Below are 22,317 nucleotides of genomic sequence, written 5' to 3' on the forward strand. Positions count from 1 at the left end.
AGGAGACTTAGATGAAAATAAATTATAGTTGTTTACCTTGCTTGATAAATCAAGTTGTTAAAGTAGCCGGCATGACAAATGCAGATCATAAGGAAGTATTATTTCAAGATGTATTTCGATATCTAAGCAAAATAGATTATACGGAAACAAATCCAGAAATAATTGGTTCCACTTTCAGATTATTGAAAAACCACATTAAAAATGATGATCCATATTTAGAAGTAAGGAATTACTATAACGATATGTTTTTGAATATGACTGACATGCTCAAACAGAGAATTAATCAATCAAATCTTTCTTTCGAAGCAGCCATTAAGTATGCAATTATAGGTAATATCATCGATTTTAATCCAATTCATGGCGTCAAGCTTGATGATATTATGAATTATTTTGATAACGTAGAAAATCTGATTCTCACAATCGACCATACGAAGAATCTTATTCGAGATATTACCAAAAGCAAAACATTGCTATATATTGGTGACAATTGCGGGGAAATATGTTTGGATAAAATTCTGATCGAGAAAATAATAGAAAATAATCATGACATTGATATTTATTTCGGAGTAAGGGGAGCTCCTGTTGTAAATGATTCTATCGAATCAGATGCCTATCGTGTTGGTATTAGATCTACTTGCTCAGCACATTGAAATATTAAATAGTGATTGGATTATAATAGGTCGTCAAGTCAAAACAAGCGCAGGCAAATACATAGATTTACTTTGTATGGACCATGACGGCGATTTAGTAGTTGTCGAATTAAAAAAAGATTTAACACCTCGTGAAGTTACAGCCCAAGTAATTGATTACGCATCTTGCGTGTCAGATATGAAATTAGAAGAGCTGGCAGAACTATATTTAGAGTTCACTAATAATACATATACATTAAATCAAGCTTACGAAAAGAAATATGGTACGAAACTTGATTCTGATTCCGTAAATCAAAATGTGGAAATGGTTGTAGTAGCGTCAAAAATGGATGCTAGTACCGAACGTATTATAAGGTATTTGCGTAATAAATATGTAGTTGACATAAACATACTGTTTTTTAATGTTTTTGGATATGAGGAAAAACGGTTTATTAGTCGTGTTTGGTTTGAAGAAGATGTTGAAACTCAAATGCCTTGTAATATATCAAATAATACTTGGAACCACGAGTACTACGTATCGTTTGGTGAGGGAGAGAGAAGATGGAACGATGCCTGTAAATACGGGTTTATTTCTGGAGGCGGTGGACCATGGTATTCAAATACCTTGAAAATGTTAAGTGTCGGGGATAGAGTATGGGCTAACATCCCTCAAACAGGCTATGTAGGAGTAGGTATTGTTACAGAAGAGTTCCAACTCGCTAAAAACGCCCTATTTGATACTAACGGAAAAAAACTCGGGTTTAAAGATATTACAACTGAAGGCAATTATTTATATTCTATCGACGATGAAGAAAAAGCAGAATATAATGTTAAAATTAAATGGACTAAAACAACTACTGAAAAACAAGCTGTAAAGGAAATTGGATTTTTTGGTAATCAGAATACTGTATGCCGTCCGCGTGAAAAGAAGTGGAAATTTACGGTGGAACGGCTAAAAACTTTATGGAACATAAAGGATTAGTTTGGAATTTGCTTATGGCAAAATGCTATCATAAAAGCGAAAGGTGGAGAACTATGGATAAAAGTAGTATGATAAAAGCATCAAAATATTGGGAAAGTCGAGAAAAGCAGAGTGTTAAAATGGAATGTTCTTCACTTTTGTTGGAAATGGAGAAATTTATATTAGCACACAACACCTGCGCATTAGCTACCGGATTTGATGAATTTGTACGCTGTACACCTATTGAATATAGCTATAGACAAGTTCTTTTTGGATATTTTCTGAAGGAGGCTTAAAATTTAAGGCCTTGTCAGAAAACAACAATGTAAGCCTTGCAATATATGATTCCTATAAAGGTTTTGACACTTTAGCTGGAATGCAGGTAACCGGTAAAGCAGAAGTAGTAGAAATGTGGTCTGACGAATATTTGAATATGTTATCATTCAAAAGAATACCAGCTGAGGCATTAAAAAAGAAGGAAAATCCACTTTATCTTATTAAAATAATACCAACCAGAATAGATTATCTTTGTTCAGAGTTCAAGAAACGAGGATTTAGTCCAAGACAACATATTGATTTTAGTGAATAATTTAACTTCTTTTATTTATGTAATCCATACAAGTATCATAGCAATAATCCTGCTAATAAAAGTCAAGCACAAATTTCGGTACGGTGATACTTTGTGATGAATCTGAAAATAAGTATAGCAAAGATGACCAGCCGTATCGGCGGCAGCTGGCCGATAGAGATCTGAGTTGTGACTCAACAATAAAGCTCTTTTACTCTGGCATAGTAAATTCTCAGGAATTTATTTAATGCTGCTATCTTAGCTACACGCAAAGGTTTCCCTTCCGCCTCTTTCTTCAACAAAAAGTCATATACAGCAGTATCTGTCGTTGGCTTGGCCTGCTTTACAAAACGGATTATTTCATAACCAGTTTTGCGTAGAGAGGACGATCCTCGCTTGGAAATGTGCCTGTTAGTCCCGATAAAAGTGCCAGATTGGTAGGGAGGGGCGTCTAAGCCAGCGTAGGCGACCAATGCACTGCCGCTATGAAAACGTCGCACATCCCCTACCTCTGCAATAATCCGTGGGCCAAGAATGTTGCCTACTCCTGGCATTGCCATAACAACTTCGTATTCTTTTAATCCACTTACAAGGTTACGCATTTGTGCTAGAATAGACGCAAGAGTCTTGTCAATCATCTGCAAGACCCAAACAGATTCCAAAACGAGCATTTTAGTGGACGGGGTTTTGGATGACATCGTTGGGATACCGTCTAAAGCCAAGGTATAAATCGTCTTTGCCTTTTGTGTGCTGGCATGGTATCCCTTCTCTTTAGCCCATGCATTGTAGCTTGCGATGAAATCACACTCTGGCATACAGGTTATATTGTCATAATGCCAGTATTCGCGTATGAAGTCGCAAAGTTTATCCCTGTCAGGGACATCAGAGCGATTCCATAGAACGGTCTTAATCCCAGGCATCGTCCGATCTGTCAGATTGGTCATTGAGACCTTTGCTTTTATACGCATGGATAGGTAGCCTAGATACTGCCTGTTAAGATCCGTTAGTTCCTGGTAAACATCCAATGTCGGTTCAAAGTCTACTAGCTTGTACCAGTAGTCGATTCCATAGCTTGCAATCTTTATTGCATCAAGCGGATCCGTTTTTCCTTTGCGAATCGCGATCATGGCGTACTTTTTCATGAGATAGGCATTTACGACGCTGACAAATACACCATGTTGCTTCAGAAATGCCAGTATTGGATAATGATATGCACCGGTTGATTCCATAACCACTCGAACTTCGTCGTTCAGCCTATGTATTTGTTCAACTAACTGCATTAAATCATTCTCACAATGCTGCACATTGTATGGAGAAATCAGAACTTCACCATACGGCTTCATAAAACAAACCATACTCTTTCCTTTGGAAACATCAACTCCAACACTAATCATAAAGTTCCTCCTTAGAATCACATGGCGTCCATCCTTGCTTATTACCATTCAGATTGGTTAGTGACACGAAAGCCGTATGGTTTCAACCTGCTAAATCGAATTCTCATAACAAGGGGATGGCTGGCAGATTATTGCTCGGATGCGAAATCCAATGGGAAGTACGCCAGACCATGTTTTCCCCTTATTATAAGAAATAAGCACAAACACCACCAGCTTAAGGTAAATGTCTGTGCTTATATAGTACCAACGGGAAAATAAAAAACTGTTTATAAAAGGAGATTGTATTATGAATTTTGATGATTTGTGGAATTATGTCAGAGATAATAGAATTGTTATTTATGCAACTCTAAATAGCGATAAAATAGAAAGAGGTCCATTATACCCAGATATGCCCATTCTATCTGAAAATCATGTGAGAAAAACGAGAATGATTATGTTTGCGAATGTAAAAGCAGATATTACCATATTTGAATATTCAAATAATTTTATAGCGATAGACGAAGGAGACATTAGAGAAATCAGAAGAAACGATAGCTTCATTTTTGTAATATGTAACGAATGCAAATATAAACTTTCAAAAATGCAATAGCACTATTTTGTTTTATATTTTATTTAAATTATATTGAATTGCGTCTAATGTTTAAACAGAGTTCAACTAACGAAAATTTATATTAGGTGCAGAAAGGTGATTAAAATAATGTATCCAAGTAAATTAAAAATTGGTGACGAAATTCGAGTAATTGCGCCATCAAGAAGTTTAAGTGTTGTTAGAGAAGACGTTTACAATAACGCTAATAAATTTTTAAAAGAAAAAGGATATAATATTACTTTTTCTGATAATAGCCGAGAAATTGAATACGATGAATCTGCAAGTATTAAATCACGAGTAGAGGATTTGCATAATGCGTTTCTAGACAATAATGTCAAAGCGATTTTAACCTCGATAGGAGGTTTTAATGTAAATCAAATTCTTGAATACATAGACTATTCTATTATAATGAACAATCCCAAAATTATTTGTGGATATTCAGATATAACCGCTTTACTAAATGCGATTCATGCAAAAACTGGTCTTATTACATATCATGGACCGCATTTTTGTTCTTTTGGATTTGGAAATAATAGGAATTATACATATGAGTATTTTGAAAAATGTGTTAATAGCGATAGTGAATATAAAATAACTCCCTCTTTTGAAGCAAATCGTTATGTGGTGATACAGGATGGCAATTGTGAAGGGACAGTTATTGGTGGAAATCTTTGTACATTAAACCTTTTGCAAGGCACAGAATTTATGCCGAAAATGAAAGATGTAATTTTATTTATTGAAGATGATAATATTATGGGCAAATACTTTATTGGTGAATTTGAACGTAATTTGCAATCATTATTACAAATTGACAAATGCAAAATAAACGGAGTCGTCTTTGGACGCTTTTCAGATGATTGTAACTTAACTGTTGATAAAATCACTCAAATTGTAAAAAGTAAAAGGCAGTTAAAAAATATACCGATAATTTTTAATACAGACTTTGGTCACGTATTTCCATTTGTTACTTTCCCTATCGGTGGAACTGTAACAATTGCTGCAAAAGCAGATTGTGTTGATATTGTTTTTAAACAACACTAAAGCTAATGAGTATTATCTGTAGTTAATTAAATTGCGCATTATGTTTCAACCGTGGACACGCCCAAGGTCTTGGCACCTGGGCTTGCTAATCGCAATGATGTGCAGTTGGGCACAATGCAAATAATGAAAGAAGTGGATCCATGTTTGCTCGCGGATTGAAATTTAACGGATATAAGCCATTTCCCAAAGAGCATGCAATCATAGGCCACTTATTGAGAGGAAAAGAATAATATGAAAATTAAAAAGATGGATACAATGTGGCAATATGTAATGTTTACATATCTGTTGTTTTGGTTTATGGTTTTAGGCCTTGGCGGAATAGCAATTTTTGTTTTTGATGTTACGCCTTTTGGTATGAGTTGTGTAACAACTTTATGCAGTTGGGCGCCAACAATAGTGCTTCTGATTATGCTAAAAAAGCTAAAACCAGGTACTTCCATAAAAAACTTTTATAAAGAGGCTTTTAAAGAAAAACTAAATTTTTCTGTTTTTTTTATTGCATCCTTAGTGATAGTAGGCGTGTTTCTGATATCAACAGGGGTTTTATCCGTCTTTGAAAAAACTGCACAGCTCCAATTTGCAGCTACTGGATTATTGGGCAACATTCTATTTACTGCTATCCAGGGTGCAAGCGGTGAAGAATCCGGGTGGAGAGGATTCTTGATGACAGAGATGGAAGGCAAATATGGCTTTGTGAAAGGCAACCTGATTTTAGGTTTAATCTGGGCATTCTGGCATTTACCGTTATGGTTTGTTTCTACAAATTATAGCGGATTGCATTTATTAATATATATTCTTTCATTTATCATTGGATTAACTGCATTTTCAATCATAATTGGTGTATGTATGAAAAAATGTAATAACTTATTTTTATCATTTTGGATGCATTTTTTGTTTAATTTTGTTTTAACATTCTTTATTGGAAAAGATGTGTATTTACTCGCCTCATTAGCAGTGTTATATACTGTTGCGGCTGTGATCTTTACTTTTGTTTATTTACATAAAAAAGGAGTTCGATTATCACTAAAAGCCCATACCAGGGGCTAATAAGATTATCTATAAAGTGTGTACGACGTGAGCTCCCAATTTTCTATATTTAGAAGGCTTTTCACAAAACCTTGGACTCCCCAATATGTTTATCATAAGAAAATTGTCAACCCAAATAAGAGCTAACAAAATTTATTGTACAAAATAGGAGGAAATAATCATACTTATACTTTTAATAATTGGTATTAATATTGTATACGTTTCAATTAATACCTTGCGGACAATTCTTGTTATAAAAGGTCAACGTCTTTTAGCTTCTATTATCTCTGTATTCGAAATAGGGGTGTATTTATATGGACTCACTATTGTGCTGAAAAACCTTGATAGTCCAATTAATATTATTGCTTACTGTATTGGATATGGGGTAGGGGTTTATGTTGGAAGCTTAATAGAACAATATCTTGCGCTTGGATATGTAGATGTTCAAATTATTGTTGATTCTGTTGTCCACGACCTACCAGATATATTAAGAGAAAAAGGATTCGGGGTGACTTCATGGACTGCAGAAGGAAAAAATGGGTTGCGACTTGTCCTGCATGTATTGGCGAAACGGAGCAATGAGAAAAAGCTTATCAAATTAGTAAGCGAAATAGTCCCTAATGCTTTTGTTATTTCATACGAACCTAAAAATTTTATCGGTGGTTTTTGGACAAAAAATATTCGAAATTTTTAGAATATAAACTTCGATGCTAAAATTAAGGGATGAATTATGTGGGTCGTCCTGTTCATGTAATAGTACTCTACCCAAATGTGGAGACAGTAAAAAAGCGTGAAACAATGCGAGAAAAGGTTGGTTATACCAGTTTTACAGTAGAGGATCTGTATGCGGATTTCATGAAGGAGACTCCAAAAATCGGCTTTTGGCTGGATACCTCGGAACAGTCCCCAGAACAATCCGTTGAGGATATTTTGTTACACTTTGGGGTGTAATAGAGTTGGAGAGAATTATATGTCTGATAAAGATAATACAGAAAATATATTAACACAAATTGCACATGTCTTTAACGGAGTTACCGGTATTAACGCCATCGTTTTGGGCGGTTCTTGGGCAACAGGTACGGCGAACAAGGATTCCGACATAGATATAGGAATCTATTATGATAAGGCGTTATTCGACCTTTCATCATTCAAACAAAAAGCTGTCTCACTTGATGATGAGCATCGAAAAAATGTAATAACCGATCCCGACGACTGGGGACCATGGATCAATGGCGGAGGATGGCTGAATATTGATGGTATTGCTGTGGATATTCTTTTCAGGGATACCCGGAAAGTCATTACCGTGATCGATGACTGCATCAATGGAAAAATCTCGATTGACTATCAATGTGGTCATCCGTTTGGGTTCGTGAACTCTATCTACATGGGCGAAGTCGCATATTGCAAAATTTTGAGCAGCAATAACAACATTATTTCAGAACAGAAAAAAAGGCTTATAGAATTCCCTGAAAACTACCAGAAAGCTTCCATAGAAAAATTCCTATGGGAATGTGAGTTTTCCCAACAGTGCGGAAGGAAGGCAATCGGAAAAGAAGATATTCTATATGCTGCCGGTTCACTGTTTAGGTGTACGGTTAGCTTAATACATGTACTGTATGCCATAAATAGGATGTATATGCTCAACGAAAAAGGCAGCCTGGGGCGACTGCTAAGGCGAAAAGAAGCATATATCCCAAAAGATTTTGCAAATGACATGGAAGCGGCATTATCGGGTTTGAGAAAAGATACGATACAAGCCTGTTTTGATAGAATTCAGGTGCAATATAATGAGATATTCAGACATAGTAACCAGACAATGAAATTATAAGCATAATCCGTAGCTGTTTCAGGAGAAAATTATACAGACGGCACCTTATTATCCGAAGATGCACTAAAACAAAGACTCGACATTTGTTACCGCATTGCAATTGATACGGCGAAAAGGATGAACTGATATGAAAAACAACATCATTATCCGAAGATGTGATCTTGCAGATATTTCCAATATGAGTATAACAAGCTGTGATATCCGCATTGAAGATGGAATTATCACAGAAATAGGCAGCAATCTTGTTCCCAAGGGCGAAGAAATTTTAAATGCTAAAGGGATGCTGTGTATCCCTGCATTTACCGATGCACACACCCACTTGGTGCAATCGCTGCAAAAGGGTTGTCTGGATGATTTATGCATAACGGATTGGCTGATTAAAATGCTATCCACTCAGCATAGGCTTACCGAAGAAGAATGGTACTATGGTGTTCTGATTGGTTTACTGCAAGGCTTGCGCTTTGGTGTTACAACTTTTAATGAAATGACCTATTTTTCATACATTGATGCAGTAGTTCAAGCTTATAAAGATTCTGATTTGCGTGTTACCTTTGGGTTAGGTGCAACCGACATTGCAGAAAACCAAAGCACACTCACTACGAGTGTAGAGGATGCTTTACAACAGGCGGAAATCATTTATCATAAATACCACAACACCAATCATGGTTTGCTGCGCACAAGTGTTGCACCGCAAGGCTTACCCGCATGCACTAAAGAGCTGATGCAGGGGCTGAAATCTTTTGCGAAGCAAAAGGGACTTGTTTTTCACACGCATTTGGCAGAGGGCAAAAAAGAAACCGAATGGGTAAAGCATCAAACCGGATACGGTGAGGGCGAGGCATTGTACCGCTATGGAATACTGGATGCCAAAACGATGCTGGCGCATAGTATTTGGCTTGAGGATTATGAGTTGGATCTGATTGCGGAAAGCGGTGCAACTGTAGTACACTGCCCCAGTACGAATATGAAAATCAGTGACGGCATTCCACCGATTTATAAAATGTTAGAGCGTAAAGTGAATGTTGCTTTTGGTTGTGACGGAGAGGCGTCCAGCTCCAACCGTGATATGATTCGAGAAGCACGATGCGGAGCATATCTGCAAAAGGTCGTTTCGGGTAAAGCACAGGTTATGCCGGTATCTACCTGCTACCAAATGATGACGGCTAACAGTGCAAGAGCACTGGGGTATGATGATTTAGGCAAAACTAGGGTAGGATACCGAGCCGATATTTTGCTGCTGGATATGCACGATATCTCTTTACTAAACAAGGATTGCCGATTAAGCAATATCATTTACGCCGGAACGGGATTACAAGTAGATACAGTATTGTGTAATGGCAAAGTATTGTTAAAAAACAAGTGCTTTACGTGCTTTGATGCAGAAAAAATCATGGCAAAAGGCGAACAAATAGTTACCGGTATTTACAAAAGATTATAAGACCATAAAGTTAATTAATCCCCTCTTCTCAGGTGCGCAGATATTAAGATATTGCAAATGAAATTATAGCTATTCATAAAAACAGCAGTGTTATGCAACTTCTAGTTATGTTTAAAAAGTGGATAGCAGAGTACATAGGATAATAAGAAATGCAATAGTACAGAAGAAAACTTGAGATTGTAATTTAGTGTTACTCTCTATCAGGTAGCTGGATGGCAACCATCAACAGATTTGCAACTTCTTCCGGTGATTTCTGCATTCCTTCGCTTGCCCATTGCCAGAGGACATTTAAGAGGCCCCCGGCACTGTATGAAAGAGCATATTTCATTGCCTCTGATTGCTTAGCTAAAGGATAATTACCCTTACGCATCAGGTAAACTTCACGAAACAGATGGTTGTATTCCTGCAATAACAGCGATAGCAAATCGTTACGGTAAAGCAAAAGAGCCTGTTCCCGATGCTCATACCAAAGCTCCAGATACCAACGAATCGTATGATAATAGCTGTAATCTTCATCAGTGGAAAGCTTTAGCACTCCTGTGCGCCAAATCGTCTGCAGATAAAAGCAAATTACTTCTTCTTTCGAGGAAAAAGAACGATAAAAAGTTCGGCGGGACAAATCGGCTTTCTCCGCAATCTCTGAAATACTGATATTCCGGAATGGTTTGTTTTTCATCAATTCCAAAAGGGCATTCGTTAACCATTCCTTAGAACGTAAAGCAATTGGATTTTGTGTATCTTTCATATCGGCTCCTTTAAATGTCTCAAAAATGACCAGATGTAGCACTTGTCCCTGAAATCTTGAATTACTGTTGTATATTCATTATAATGGAAATAATCAAATGTCACAAGTGAGACATCTACAATTGTGAGGCGATATTATGAAAAATGTGATCTACTATTTTACAGGGACAGGAAATAGTCTTCGCGCAGCGCAGGTTATTGCCGAGCGCCTAGGCGATACTGAAATTATCTCCATGCGATGTGACCCAAAGGATGTTCTGTCAGAGAGTGCTGAAAGGATTGGTTTTGTTTTCCCGGTGCATCACTGGACGATGCCAGCGTATGCGATCCATTTTGTTGAACGGGTAAAGCTGAATGCGAAGGCATACATTTTTGCGGTCTCCACGCCAGGGTTGATCAACGGAGGATGTCAGGATAAACTGGCGGAACTGCTGCAAAAAAAGCACTGTATACTTTCCTATGGAGAGAAAGTGTACAGTGTTGCCAATTATGTGGCAATGTATCCGGCGTTTCCTAATCCTGACAAGCGCGTTCCAAAGACTGAAAAACAGCTTGAATACATTGCTCAAGAAATTGCTGAAAAGAAGCTACGGAATCATCCTCACGCCAATTCAATAACGCGATGGCTCGCACCACGAAAGATGCAGAAGTTTATTGAGCATTGCCCGTCAAACGACAAATACTTTTCTGTCTGGGATGACTGCATTTCCTGCGGACTGTGCGCAAAGGTCTGCACCTGCCATAATATCAGTTTTGAAAATGGCAAACCAACTTTCCATCATCATTGCAGCCAGTGTATGGCTTGTATTTCTTTCTGTCCAAAGCAAGCAATCAATTTTCCAAAATATACGCGGGAACGAAAAAAATATCACAATCCACATGTCACAGTAACAGATGTTGCTTCAGACAGGAAACAATATCCACCACAAAAAGCGGAAAGGTCTCACGCAGGAGGAGCTTGGGGTGGCGCTGTTCGTATCACGTAGTGCTGTATCGAAATGGGAGTCTGGACGCGGCTACCCAAGCATCGATTCCCTGAAGGTGATTGTATGTTTCTTTTCCGTGCCTATTGATGAACTCTTGTCTGGCTAGGAACTGGTCAACATTGCGCAATATGATCATGTTATTATGAGCATTAGCTGTAGCAGATTGAATTTCGTATAATGTTTATGATAGGCAAGCAAGATAAATAGATAATATGACATTTGTACTTGTTTTTCCAATATAGTGTTTTTTATAAAAAACAAAGGAGATGTTCTGATGGAAAAAGCACGTATTCTTATGATGCCCTTTGCCAGTATTTATTCGTTATATGTACAAAAAGCAGAGAAAAAGGGAAGAACCAAAAGCGAAGTGAATGAAATTATTTTTTGGCTTACTGGTTATGATGAACCGTCCTTACAGCAACAGATGATAAGTGGAGTGGATTTGGAAACATTTTTTAGACAAGCACCGCATATTAATCCGAATGCTTCACTTATAAAAGGGGTTATTTGCGGATATCGTGTAGAAGAAATAAAGGACGAGTTAATGCAAAAAATTCGTTATCTAGATAAATTAATCGATGAACTAGCAAAAGGGAAAGTAATGGAAAAAATATTAAGAAAATAAATGTTTGCATATTATTGCTCCTTGCAATTACAGATTTAGCAAACAAATTGCTGTACAAGGCAAAGCCTTTGTTGCTTTGACAGCTTTATTATTGGAGGAAATAGGATGCGCCTTTTTGTTTCCATCAACTTTGATGAAAAGACAAAAGAGAAGATTCTTACAGTGCAAAGTCGCTTGCGCGAGCTGGGTCGGGGTAACTTTTCTCGCCTCGAAAATCTTCACTTGACGTTGGCATTTCTAGGCGAGGTTCATCCAAACCAAATTTCGGTGTTGTGCCGCGCTATGAACGACACACCCTTCTATCCCATAAAATTGACCTTTGATCGAGTAGGTCGTTTTAAGCGAGATGGCGGCGACATCTGGTGGATTGGCGCTGCTGAAAACAAGCTGCTGACAGACCTGCAAAGCACCCTTTCTCGTAATCTGGCTGCACAAGGTTTTTTACTGGAGAGTCGCCGATTTTCTCCCCACATTACCTTGGCACGAGAGGTTGAGCTGCAAGCGGTACCCGACTGCACAGCGCTGTTGGGTGATTCTTTTAGTGCTGATGTGAATACTATGAACCTGATGTGCTCTGAACGTATTGGCAGAAAACTCACCTACACTGAACAATATAAGGTTACTGTACAACATAAATAGAAAGTGAGTGAGCCCATCTATGAGATAAAAATAGTAGCTTATTTGGGTGTAGTATGGGCGGTTATTTCAGCTTACTGGCCTATCACGATGAAACACAGGAGCATACCTTTTTCCTGTCTCCGGTGTTAGATATGGAACGCATCATCCAAAGCATGATGAACTGGTTTTCTGTTAGTGAGCAACGCCGGTAATCAGCGCGGGAAATCTCTACACCAATTGGACAGACTCTCTATTGGGACTATTATTGTTATGTTAAAGAGCATCCAATTGTACCACAGATATTTCTGTACGGATCCGCCGATGACCTTTGCGTGAGGGAGACTGTCACCAATTTTGCGGATTGCTTCGGTTGCCGCCTGACGGTACTGGAACGGGGCAAACGTTTTTTCCACGCACCAGAGCAGTTGCAATGTTATCAAACTTGGTTGCGAGACTTTATGAAGGAGTGATCTTATGGTTTTTTATTTTAGCGGAACCGGCAACAGCCAGCTGGCAGCAAAACAAATTGCAGCAGCTATCGGTGACAATATTATTTGTATTAACCAGCACCTGAAAGAGCGCAAAAAAGAGACATTCTACTCAGAGCGCCCACTGGTATTCGTTACACCCACCTATGCATGGAGGCTACCCAAGGTGGTGGCACAGTGGATTCGCGCGATGGAGTTTACCGGGAGCAGGGATACCTATTTTGTGCTGACCTGCGGCGACAGTTGTGGCAATGCCGCTGCCTATACAAAAAAACTGTGTGCAGAGAATGGATTTCGCTTTTGTGGATTAGCGCCTGTGGTGATGCCGGAAAACTACCTTGCAATGTTCCCCACGCCCGAGCAGGCTGAGGCGCAGGTCATTCTGGAGCGTGCAAAACCTCGGATTACTGCTTTAGCTGCACAAATTTCGGAAGGTAAACCTTTTCCTGAAATGAAGGTCTCGGTGATTGGAAAGCTGGAAAGCGGTCCGGTCAATCCTCTGTTCTACCGCTTTTCAGTTAGCAACAAGGGTTTTGCAGCGTCGGATACCTGCGTTTCCTGCGGTCTTTGTGCTCGACGCTGTCCGCTGGGAAACATCACTATGGAGAATAAAAAACCGAAATGGCATGGTAAATGTACCCACTGCATGGCCTGCATAGGCGGCTGCCCGACAGAAGCAATTGAATACAAAAACAAATCCAAAGGTAGACCACGCTATTACATCATGGAGGACTAACGGTTGCCTAAAATATGGAAAATTGGTTCTTAAAAGGAAAAGCACAGTGACCGATATGTCTGTTATTGTGGCTCTATTTCTTATAATGACCTCATGGAGATTATGAGAAAAACTGCGAAATCCAAATAACTTAATAAACTTCCCAGCTTGTTTGCGGTATGGATTAGAATTGAAATACCAGAAAGATTGCTCGCGGGACGCCGTATCTATAGATATTTGTATGAAAAAACTTGTGATGTTTCAGTTGCAGGGGCAAACCAAGATGTCTAAATTAATCGTACGATATTATTGAAGTTCAAGGAGAAAGAATATGAAAAAAATTGTAACAGCGTGTGTGCTAATTTTTATGCTCTTTGCACTGACTGGATGTGGTACTGTAAATAAGGCTGGTAATGAAGGTAGTTGTTACCCAGAACAGGCCGCGAAGTACTTAAAAATGGGTTTGGATGGCAGCGCTCTGTTATTTTTTAACAAAGCGGGTGAGCATAGAGAGTTGCTTTTTCCACGGGTCAATTACTCAGATGCGCAGATGTCCCCGGACGGCAATCATCTCTTGTGTAAAACCAATTCTGGTGGCGCGGGGGAATCCCGATGGTGCGGTTATTCTGTTGTAAGCCTGATTACAAATCCTGCCGGAATCCACGACTATAACGGTATACAATGGGGTTATCAAGATCATATCTGGCTGGATGACAACCTAATTGGTTTTGCCGATTCCGATGTAATAGGCGGTCAGGAAGGTACATGGAAATCTATTCAGCTGTTTGATAGCCGATACACCCCCATAAACACTTCCTTTCAGCTTTCTACAAATAAAGACGACACGGTTGTTGGGATTGGATACAACAGAACTAAAAAACAATACACTCTTACGCACGCGATAAACAAATCATTGGGTGCTGACCCCTTTGCAGCCAACCAGTTAATTCTTTCCGTGTTTAATTCTCAAGGTGTATTGGTTCACGAAATCCCAATACCGAAGGAATACCAGTCCCCGTATTCAAGAAACATATTGGCTTTGTACTCTAATAATCCTATGGTAACAGAGGATGGTCACATCTTGCTAACTGCGCAAAAGGCAGGAGGAAATAGAGACCTGTTGTTACTTGTTTTGTCTCCGAAGGATCAAAGCATCCAAGAATTACCCTACGGCGACGCGCTTTGCTTATCTGCCGATGGCAAAACTGCCTTCGCTGTTGCCTCAAATTATGAAAGCAACCGCAGACAGTCGGCACTCCTGCATTTTGATGGCAGGGAGAGTGCCACAGTTCAGGAATTGCCGCATAACTTTGTTGACAAAAATTATTCCGGTGAATTTGTGCCGTTTGAGGCAGCAATTAGTGACCATCATGTCTATATTATGGCTGAAAACTATACGGATGCCGGGGAGGCATACTGTGGTTTATTTTACTGGGATATAGATGAGAATCAGAGTTCCGAGCAGATCAAGCTATTGCAAGTATTTCCCGACAGAGATTTTTGCAATATTGTCGGCGTGGACGGAGAGGGCTTCTGCTCTATACTAATCAACGGCGTTGTCCCCGATTATGCTGAAGGAGGGCTATGTTGTTATATATTAAGCAAATCGCCAAAATGATGCAACACATAAGTTGCCGATTTACAAGTTTGAGCGTCTCCGATTGCCGCGCTGAAAAATCCACCCCGGCTAGCCGCCTCAATACCTACGACAGCATCCTCCACCACAAGGCATTCCTGCGGGGCAAGCTTCAGCATAGCGGAAGCTTTGAGAAAGACTTCCGGGTCGGGCTTAGAGTTCGTGATGTTGTTCCCGTCACTGACTGCGTCAAAAAAATCACCAAGCCCTATCTGATGCAAAATAATCGGTGTATTTTTACTGGAAGAACCAATTGCCAGTTTAAGCCCTTTGCTTTTTAATGCTTTCAATGTTTTGCGCACCTCGTCGCTTAAATCATCTGGCGTCATACCTGCAAGAAGGTTGCGATAGATCTTATTTTTTCCCTCCGCAAATGCCTCTTTTTCTAGAGCTGTATATTGCTTTTTACTTTTTTCTAAAATAATGTTTAAGCTTTGCATACGGCTGACACCGCGCAAACGATTATTAATGGTTTCATCAAAGGGGATATGTAAGCGCTCGGTCAAAGCTTTCCATGCTTGATAATGGTACTGATCCGTATGGCAGATAACGCCATCCAAGTCGAAAATAATCGCTTTATATTTCATAAACTCTCTCCTAAAAAACAACGATAAATCTAAAGTACCGCTCAATCATGCCGTACTCAGATTTATCGTTTTTAATTTGGCTATTAGAAACTACCGAAATCCGACGGTTTAGCCTATCAACTCATAAGTGTAATTCATTGCGGATTTACCTGATTTTTCGATTCTGCCGTTATCCCAGTTTAGAGTAAAGTCGTTGCCCAAATCATCTTGGAAGGTGTAGCTGCCCTTACTGCCTGCCAATAAAATGTGCAGGTGATGATAGGAATCGGTTCTGTTACCAACGCTGCTGCCAAGCATTTTGTTCTCATTAAGGTTAAGTGCTATTCCGCAACCAGATTTGATATAAACCGGAAGCTGCTTTTTATTGCAGGCAACATTATGTTCTCCACTTGCGAGCACCTCAAGGGTAAACAAACAAACCCATTCGCCCTGTGGCAGATACACCTTACGCTGATGCGAATTTTCCTCTAAAAACGGAGCAATCAGCAGGCTGTCTCCCAACATAAACTCATCTTCTACAGCAGCTGCTATTCTGTCATTGCACCAATCGTATACCAACGGGCGCATCATGGGCTTTGCCTGTTTTACGCATTTAAGTGCCTCACTATAAAGGTAGGGCAGTAGATTCATGCGCAGATTGTGCCAAAATCGCATTTCATCTATAAATTGGGGCTCGTTATAAACCGCTGCAAGGTTCCATGGGCTGCGCTCGTTGTTCCCGTCATAACCGGGCATCAGCTCCTTAAATTGCCCGCCATTTGGTTCGGAATGCCACTGCATAACAGGGCAGAAACAAGCAGTTTGTGTTGCGCGGCGGTATAAATCAAGAGTAGGCAGTGCGCCCGCAAAACCTGCAATATCAAAGCCCCAAAATGGGATGCCTGTCAGCGCAGCCGAAAGCCCTGCTCTGAGCACACTGTTCAATTCGTCGTTTGTGGATTGCTGATCGCCGCCCCAAAGAATGGGCGTGGTATGCTGGCCGGTAAAACCTGCACGGCTGAAGAGCACATGGTCTTCACCTATAAAGGATGTATATGCCTCGGTATAGCTTTGCGCGTAACGGTTTTTGGCCTCTTTTCCCGTCATCCCGTTCTTGAAGCCTACATCGGGGCGGTATATAAATTCTCCCCCGTCCGTCTTAAAGCCATCTACTCCAATATCAAACAAATATTGTCTTTTATTAAACCATGCAGCACATGTATCCTGATTTGTAAAATCGGGAATCATTGAGCCTGCAAACCAATGCCCTTCAGGAATGGTATAAGGGGTACCGTCACTGTTATGTACGCATAGTTTACGTTCCACGGCATCTGCGCGGTCAAGTTCATTTTGCTCATTGAGGATTTCATCATTTCCTTGCTTTTTGTAAACAGGAATTTGCCACAACACAAGATGAATCCCCGCTTGATGCAAACGCTCAATCATCGCTTTGGGGTTCTTCCAGTAATCGCTGTGAGAAAAATCAAAATCATCATATTTCAGCGCGCCGCCTTTTTCCACTGGTTGATAGCTTGCACCGTTAAAGATATAGAAAGTTGCTTCGTCACTCCATGCCTCTACTACAAGAACCGTTGCAGGGAACTGATATTTCTTTAGATTTTCTATCTGCTGCTCCACTTGCTCTTGCGTATTCCAAGAGTTAGCGGAGATCCACGGGCCAAAAGCCCATTTGGGGGGCAGCTTCGCAACGCCCAACAGGTTCATGTATTCTGAAATGATGTCTTTCGGCTCACCTTTGAATACAACTATAGGTGTGTTTGACGGTAAAGTTACTTTTATATGCTTGCCCGTAAAATCAAACACCGTCTTGCAGGCGGTATCTGCATAAAGCCCGAAGCCTGTATCGGTAAAGAAAAACGGTGCCGGGCAATAGGTTTTTTCATCTTGATAGCAAAATTTTTCTTCTACCTCATTTACCACGGTCAAGCCCTTTTGGCTCACTGCATTGTATTTTTCACCCATGCCGTAAACATGGCTGTAAGCCAGCTCAATTGTCAGCTCTGCACAGTCGTCCTGTTCTTTCCATCGCAGCTGTGCCGCACTGTTGCCAAGTACCATGCTGTGTTCTGTTTTGTTTTTATCAAAAAGAATTCGCTCCATCATACTACCCAACCGATTAGCCCTTTACTCCGCCAACCGTTAATCCTTCTTTAAAATATTTTTGCATAGCAATATATACAATCAGAATTGGAATAATGGAAAGCAAACTGCCTGCCATCATTAAGTTGTATTGATTTTTATATTCCCCTGAAAGCGTACTCAGTACTAAGGGCAAAGTGTATTTGCTGCGTTCGGTTAAAAGCACAAGCGGCAGCAAATAATCGTTCCATAAATCCATAAACACAATAATGGAAAGAACCGCTAATGTACCCGATGACAACGGCAGAAAAATTTTAAAGAAAATCCTGCCCATAGACGCCCCGTCAATTACAGCAGCTTCAATATAAGCATCGTTGATTGACATCATTCTTTGGCGCAGCATAAAAATAGAAAACCCATTGAACAGCTGTATAAACATAAATGCATTCAAACTGTTGGTGAGGTTCATTTTTGTCATTACAATAAACAAAGGGATAAACGTAATTTGCATGGGAATCATCAACGCCGTAATGTAAACTTTAAAAATTGTTTCGCGGCCTTTAAATTTAATTTTCGTCAGCGCAAATGCCGCCATAGCAGCACAAAGCAAACGAACGGCAGTGCAGGTGATAGAAAGATAAAAACTGTTAAAGACAGACGAAGTAAAGTTTGGTATTGTAAACAGCTTTTTGTAAGCATCCAGTGTAGGGCTTTTGGGGAACCACTCCACAGGGATGCTCATAAGTGCGCCGCGGCTCTTCAGGCTTGTTATTATCATCCAAAAAAATGGGATACACACTACAACTGCAATCAGCAACGCAAAAATGTAAAGCAAAATTTTGCTTACTATGCGTTTTGTTTTTATTGAATCAGCCATCATAGGTCACCCACTTTTTCTGTAATTTCATTTGGATAAGAGTAAGCACCAGAATAATGGCAAACAATATCCAGCTGTATGCTGCAGCATAGCCCATTTCGTAGTATTTAAAGCCGTACTTGTAAATTCTTTCAACCATAACCATGGTAGAACCGCCGGGGCCGCCGTCCGGTGTCATAATCATAACCTGCGGGAAGATTTGAAACGAGGTGATAAGGCTGATAATCATAACAAAGAAAAGGGTTGGCGAAAGTAAAGGCAGGGTAATATGCAAAAACTTATTCCATCTACCCGCACCATCTATCTCGGCTGCCTCGTAATACTGCCTGTTAATGCCCTGCAGGCCGGAAAGCAGCATCAATCCAAAATAGCCCATATCTTTCCAGACAGATGCCAGCACAATTGCCGGCATCGCCCAGAAAGAACTTTGCAGCCACTTTGGCCCTTCTATGCCAATGACCCGCAGCATTTCATTGATAATTCCGAACTCAGGGCTAAGTACCCATTTCCATATCAGCGAGCCGGCAACCCAAGAGGTGATAACCGGGATATAATATACCACTCGGAAAAAGCCAACACCTTTTATTTTGCTGTTAAGTACGGTTGCCACCGCTAAAGAAAGCAACAAAATAAGCGGAATATAAAGCCCAACATATTTAACGGTATTGCCAACAACCTGATAAAACTCTTTGCTTTGCAATATATTTGTGTAATTCGCGAGCCCTACAAAAAATTTATCCATAAACCCGCCAAAATCAGAGAAAACTGTTAATTCACTTAATCCATCCCACTCTGTAACGCTGATGAACAGCAACGTAATCATTGGCAGGACACTAAAAACGATAAAACCTATCATGCTTGGAAGCAGAAATGCCGCAGCAGTTCTCCATCCAGTCGTTTTTGAACTTTTCATGTAGAAACTCCTTTTTTAAGGGCATGCTTTTCTGCATGCTGTGCTATTTGGTGAGTTGGATTTTCTCCTGGCACTCCGCCTGCATAGCATCCAGTGCCTGCTGTGGTGTAACGTTGCCGTCAGCGGCATCTTTCAGATGGCGGGTGACGATATCCTGCATCTCTGTAAACTGCGAAACCACCGGCGGTGTGATGAGGTAGTCGAGGCTTTTAAACACGGCTTTGCGGTTTGCCGGCGGGGTTTTTTGAATGTACTGGTCAATAATATCGGCATCGTTTACCGGTGGCAGTTCCCAAGCGGCATCTAAACGGATTTGAGTTGCTGCTTTGTCAGAAGAGATAAAAGCAATAAATTTGGCAGCTTCTTCTGCCACCTTGCTGTCTTTACTGATAACATAGCTGTTAGAGAAAAAGTGAGTTGCCTTTTGGGTATTGCTTGGTTCAACGGCAATATCCCATTCAAAATCGCAGTCGCGTGCAAAATCGGGAAAGCTCCAAATACCGTTTATAATCATGCCAAGGCGTCCTGATTTAAACAAATCCCAGTCGCCCATACCACCCATTTGTTCTGAGGTAGGCATTACATTGCTTTTACGCTGCATATCCACCAGATACTGCAAGGTTTCAACATTTTCTTTTGAGTTAATGGTAAACGCTGTTGCATCTTTGCTTAAAAGGTTACCGCCGTTTTGCTGCACCGTTTTAAAAAACTCGTGGTAGGTGATGGGGTGATAATAGCCGTAAATATCTTTGCCCAAAGCGCGTATTTTTTCTGCGGCAGCCATAGCGTCTGCCCACTTCCAGTCATCGGTAGGGTATGCTACGTTTGCCTTGTCAAACAAATCTTTGTTATAGATGAGAACAACATTCGAAAAGCTATTGGGAACGCCATATTGTTTACCGTCCAGATTAAATGCGTTCAGCGCCTTTTCGTTGTAGATAGAGGTATCGATATTCTTTTCTTTTATAATATCATCAAGTGGCGTCAGTGCACCTTTTTGAGCATAGGACACAAAGTTTTCATAGTTCAGTTCAAAAACATCCGGAGCTTTGCCGCCCGAAATTTTTGCTGTAAGCTGTGTAAAATAGTCATCGTAGCCAAAAGATTGCAGCTTGATTGTAACATTTGGGTTTTGCGCGGTGTATACATCAATCATTTTTTTCAAATACACTTCATTGTCACCAGCGCCCGAAAACTGTTCAAAAGTAATGGTGATAGGCTCGCTGCCGGTTTTTTCTGCATTTGCAGATGAGTTTTTGGTTGATGCTCCGCCACAAGCAGTAAAGGTAAGTGTAAGCGCCATTGCAGCGGCGACTACGGACAATAATTTTTTCATTTGTTTTCCTCCTAAAATTTGATGATAAACAATTGATTTTCAGGTTCTTTTCGCTTACACTGGTATAAGCAAAAAGGCTTTTTGAGGTCGTTTTTTGCTGCGGTTTACACATACTGTTGCAGGTGGGTGTAAACCGCTTTTTTTATTCCCCCTTCTGTTTTATAGATTTGACCGAACTTCGTTCGACAATGCTTACCGGCAATATTTGCTCCTGCTTTGTCAAGTTTGGCTCCTGAATATTCTTAAACAGCATTTCAACAGCGCGTTCGCCCTTCTGTGAAATTTCCTGTTTGATTGTTGTCAGCCCGGGTGTGAGATATTTAGAAATTTCCAAATCATCAAACCCCATAACCGATAAATCATCCGGAACTTTTACTCCCCGTTCGTAAAAACCTTTCATTGCACCCATCGCCAAGATATCCGCAGCTGCAACAACTGCCGTTGCGGGTAGTTTGGCACCAAGCAGGTTCTCGGCAAGCTGTATGCCGCTATCGTAATCTATTTTTCCCTCAAACACATATTCGGGGCAAAAAGGCACCTGTTTTTCTGCAAGTGCTTGCTGATAACCAATAAGGCGTTTTTTCATCACGCCATTTTCTTTTAGCTGCCCTGAGAAAAACGCTATTTTTCTGTGTCCTTGCTCCAACACATATTTTGTAGCCAAATAGCTGCCATAAGCATCATCAATTCGGATATTATGGTAATAGTGGTCGTCACAGTAGCTGTCTATCAGTACAATGGGGATACGCGTTTTTTTCATTTGCTGATAAAACTCATCCGGATACATACCAATCACAATAATTCCATCAAGATTACGTTCTTTTGCAAGCGTCATATAGCTTTCGTTGGCATCTGTTGCCGAAATAATGACATGATAACCATGCAAACGCGCGTGGTATTCGATGCTGCCCAAAATTTCACTGTAAAAGTTGTTTTGAAACATCAGTTTGCTGCCCGGCTCTGTTTGAGGAACAACCACACCAATCAGTTTTGAATCTCGCATAGTAAGGCTACGGGCACTCAAATCGGGTACATAATCCAAGCTTTCAATCGCATCCCAAACACGCTTTTTTGTTTCTGCTGAAATGCTCTTTTTTTCGTTAAGAACATAAGAAACCGTTGCGGATGACACGTCGGCTTTTTTTGCAACGTCTTTTAAAGTAACTCGATTGCTCATTCGCTCATCCCTTTGTTTTATTATTCGCAAAATTGTTTAATCGGTTAACCACTTCATTTCAT

The 22,317-nt window shown here is 40.1% G+C and carries 24 protein-coding genes and 1 pseudogene; 17 read left to right on the forward strand and 8 right to left on the reverse strand.

Annotation, left to right across the window (positions count from 1 at the left end):
• Positions 1-11 precede the first annotated feature (11 nt).
• From EDD70_RS00645 to EDD70_RS15280, 4 genes are read left to right on the forward strand one after another with little or no spacing between them, the layout of a single operon-like run.
• A complete protein-coding gene (locus tag EDD70_RS00645) occupies positions 12-650 on the forward strand; it encodes a damage-control phosphatase ARMT1 family protein (protein WP_092754013.1) in 639 nt (212 codons plus the stop codon).
• A complete protein-coding gene (locus EDD70_RS00650; protein ID WP_123810988.1) occupies positions 589-1,611 on the forward strand; it encodes an endonuclease NucS domain-containing protein in 1,023 nt (340 codons plus the stop codon). Before EDD70_RS00645 ends, EDD70_RS00650 begins: the two co-directional genes overlap by 62 nt.
• A gap of 53 nt (positions 1,612-1,664) precedes the next feature.
• Positions 1,665-1,886 (forward strand): hypothetical protein, encoded by a 222-nt coding sequence (locus EDD70_RS15275; protein ID WP_341465120.1) that lies wholly within the window; start codon positions 1,665-1,667, stop codon positions 1,884-1,886.
• An 11-nt stretch (positions 1,887-1,897) separates the two neighbouring features.
• On the forward strand, positions 1,898-2,179 hold the full coding sequence (locus tag EDD70_RS15280) for a hypothetical protein (protein WP_341465119.1): 282 nt from the start codon (positions 1,898-1,900) through the stop codon (positions 2,177-2,179).
• A gap of 173 nt (positions 2,180-2,352) precedes the next feature.
• Here the strand turns inward: EDD70_RS15280 and EDD70_RS00660 are convergent, their stop codons facing one another.
• Positions 2,353-3,552 carry an IS110 family RNA-guided transposase gene (locus EDD70_RS00660; RefSeq protein WP_092754009.1) on the reverse strand — a complete coding sequence of 400 codons (1,200 nt, stop codon included), beginning with the start codon at positions 3,550-3,552 and terminating at the stop codon, positions 2,353-2,355.
• Between the two features lie 286 nt (positions 3,553-3,838).
• Here EDD70_RS00660 and EDD70_RS00665 point away from each other — a divergent pair, with 286 nt between their 5' ends.
• The 7 genes from EDD70_RS00665 (at position 3,839) to EDD70_RS00695 (ending at position 9,474) form a co-directional block, all read left to right on the forward strand.
• Complete coding sequence (locus tag EDD70_RS00665; RefSeq protein ID WP_092754007.1) at positions 3,839-4,141, forward strand: hypothetical protein; 303 nt, start codon at positions 3,839-3,841, stop codon at positions 4,139-4,141.
• Between the two features lie 96 nt (positions 4,142-4,237).
• Complete coding sequence (locus tag EDD70_RS00670) at positions 4,238-5,182, forward strand: S66 peptidase family protein (RefSeq protein WP_242943116.1); 945 nt, start codon at positions 4,238-4,240, stop codon at positions 5,180-5,182.
• A gap of 231 nt (positions 5,183-5,413) precedes the next feature.
• The gene (locus tag EDD70_RS00675; RefSeq protein WP_242943115.1) at positions 5,414-6,229 is read left to right on the forward strand and encodes a CPBP family intramembrane glutamic endopeptidase; all 816 of its coding nucleotides are present in this window, start codon (positions 5,414-5,416) and stop codon (positions 6,227-6,229) included.
• Positions 6,230-6,383: 154 nt separating this feature from the next.
• Positions 6,384-6,902: a DUF2179 domain-containing protein gene (locus EDD70_RS00680; RefSeq protein ID WP_092754003.1), complete on the forward strand. Its 519-nt coding sequence runs from the start codon at positions 6,384-6,386 to the stop codon at positions 6,900-6,902.
• A 38-nt stretch (positions 6,903-6,940) separates the two neighbouring features.
• The gene (locus EDD70_RS00685; RefSeq protein ID WP_242943114.1) at positions 6,941-7,159 is read left to right on the forward strand and encodes a phosphotransferase; all 219 of its coding nucleotides are present in this window, start codon (positions 6,941-6,943) and stop codon (positions 7,157-7,159) included.
• A 19-nt stretch (positions 7,160-7,178) separates the two neighbouring features.
• Complete coding sequence (locus EDD70_RS00690; RefSeq protein WP_092753999.1) at positions 7,179-8,036, forward strand: nucleotidyltransferase domain-containing protein; 858 nt, start codon at positions 7,179-7,181, stop codon at positions 8,034-8,036.
• A 127-nt stretch (positions 8,037-8,163) separates the two neighbouring features.
• A complete protein-coding gene (locus EDD70_RS00695; RefSeq protein ID WP_092753997.1) occupies positions 8,164-9,474 on the forward strand; it encodes an amidohydrolase family protein in 1,311 nt (436 codons plus the stop codon).
• A 190-nt stretch (positions 9,475-9,664) separates the two neighbouring features.
• Here the strand turns inward: EDD70_RS00695 and EDD70_RS00700 are convergent, their stop codons facing one another.
• Entirely contained in the window at positions 9,665-10,219 is a 555-nt protein-coding gene (locus EDD70_RS00700; protein ID WP_092753995.1) for a TetR/AcrR family transcriptional regulator, read from the reverse strand.
• Between the two features lie 136 nt (positions 10,220-10,355).
• Here EDD70_RS00700 and EDD70_RS00705 point away from each other — a divergent pair, with 136 nt between their 5' ends.
• The 6 genes and pseudogenes from EDD70_RS00705 (at position 10,356) to EDD70_RS00730 (ending at position 15,268) form a co-directional block, all read left to right on the forward strand.
• The gene (locus EDD70_RS00705; protein ID WP_123810989.1) at positions 10,356-11,204 is read left to right on the forward strand and encodes an EFR1 family ferrodoxin; all 849 of its coding nucleotides are present in this window, start codon (positions 10,356-10,358) and stop codon (positions 11,202-11,204) included.
• A pseudogene (locus tag EDD70_RS00710) lies at positions 11,113-11,307 on the forward strand (helix-turn-helix domain-containing protein); the annotation flags it as partial. The gene EDD70_RS00705 and the pseudogene EDD70_RS00710, both read left to right, overlap by 92 nt.
• A 171-nt stretch (positions 11,308-11,478) precedes the next feature.
• A complete protein-coding gene (locus EDD70_RS00715; RefSeq protein WP_092753988.1) occupies positions 11,479-11,829 on the forward strand; it encodes a DUF2200 domain-containing protein in 351 nt (116 codons plus the stop codon).
• A 105-nt stretch (positions 11,830-11,934) separates the two neighbouring features.
• Positions 11,935-12,468 (forward strand): RNA 2',3'-cyclic phosphodiesterase, encoded by a 534-nt coding sequence (thpR, locus tag EDD70_RS00720; protein WP_092753985.1) that lies wholly within the window; start codon positions 11,935-11,937, stop codon positions 12,466-12,468.
• A gap of 453 nt (positions 12,469-12,921) precedes the next feature.
• Positions 12,922-13,671 (forward strand): EFR1 family ferrodoxin, encoded by a 750-nt coding sequence (locus tag EDD70_RS00725; protein WP_092753983.1) that lies wholly within the window; start codon positions 12,922-12,924, stop codon positions 13,669-13,671.
• Positions 13,672-13,981: 310 nt separating this feature from the next.
• Positions 13,982-15,268, forward strand: a complete 1,287-nt coding sequence (locus tag EDD70_RS00730; RefSeq protein ID WP_092753981.1) for a hypothetical protein — start codon at positions 13,982-13,984, stop codon at positions 15,266-15,268.
• On the opposite strand, the gene pgmB is transcribed toward EDD70_RS00730, so the two are convergent.
• The 6 genes from pgmB to EDD70_RS00760 form a co-directional block, all read right to left on the reverse strand.
• Positions 15,241-15,873 carry a beta-phosphoglucomutase gene (pgmB, locus tag EDD70_RS00735; RefSeq protein ID WP_092753979.1) on the reverse strand — a complete coding sequence of 211 codons (633 nt, stop codon included), beginning with the start codon at positions 15,871-15,873 and terminating at the stop codon, positions 15,241-15,243. The two genes, EDD70_RS00730 and pgmB, sit on opposite strands and share 28 nt — an antisense overlap.
• Before the next feature lie 108 nt (positions 15,874-15,981).
• Positions 15,982-17,976 (reverse strand): glycoside hydrolase family 31 protein, encoded by a 1,995-nt coding sequence (locus EDD70_RS00740; protein ID WP_242943113.1) that lies wholly within the window; start codon positions 17,974-17,976, stop codon positions 15,982-15,984.
• Positions 17,977-17,989: 13 nt separating this feature from the next.
• Positions 17,990-18,832, reverse strand: coding sequence for a carbohydrate ABC transporter permease (locus EDD70_RS00745; protein ID WP_092753977.1), 843 nt, complete (start codon positions 18,830-18,832; stop codon positions 17,990-17,992).
• Entirely contained in the window at positions 18,822-19,742 is a 921-nt protein-coding gene (locus EDD70_RS00750; RefSeq protein ID WP_092753975.1) for a carbohydrate ABC transporter permease, read from the reverse strand. Before EDD70_RS00750 ends, EDD70_RS00745 begins: the two co-directional genes overlap by 11 nt.
• Positions 19,743-19,785: 43 nt before the next feature.
• On the reverse strand, positions 19,786-21,078 hold the full coding sequence (locus tag EDD70_RS00755; RefSeq protein WP_092753973.1) for an ABC transporter substrate-binding protein: 1,293 nt from the start codon (positions 21,076-21,078) through the stop codon (positions 19,786-19,788).
• Positions 21,079-21,220: 142 nt separating this feature from the next.
• Positions 21,221-22,255, reverse strand: a complete 1,035-nt coding sequence (locus EDD70_RS00760) for a LacI family DNA-binding transcriptional regulator (protein WP_092753970.1) — start codon at positions 22,253-22,255, stop codon at positions 21,221-21,223.
• Positions 22,256-22,317: the final 62 nt, after the last annotated feature.

It is taken from the genome of Hydrogenoanaerobacterium saccharovorans (assembly GCF_003814745.1).
Lineage (GTDB): Bacteria > Bacillota > Clostridia > Oscillospirales > Ruminococcaceae > Hydrogenoanaerobacterium > Hydrogenoanaerobacterium saccharovorans.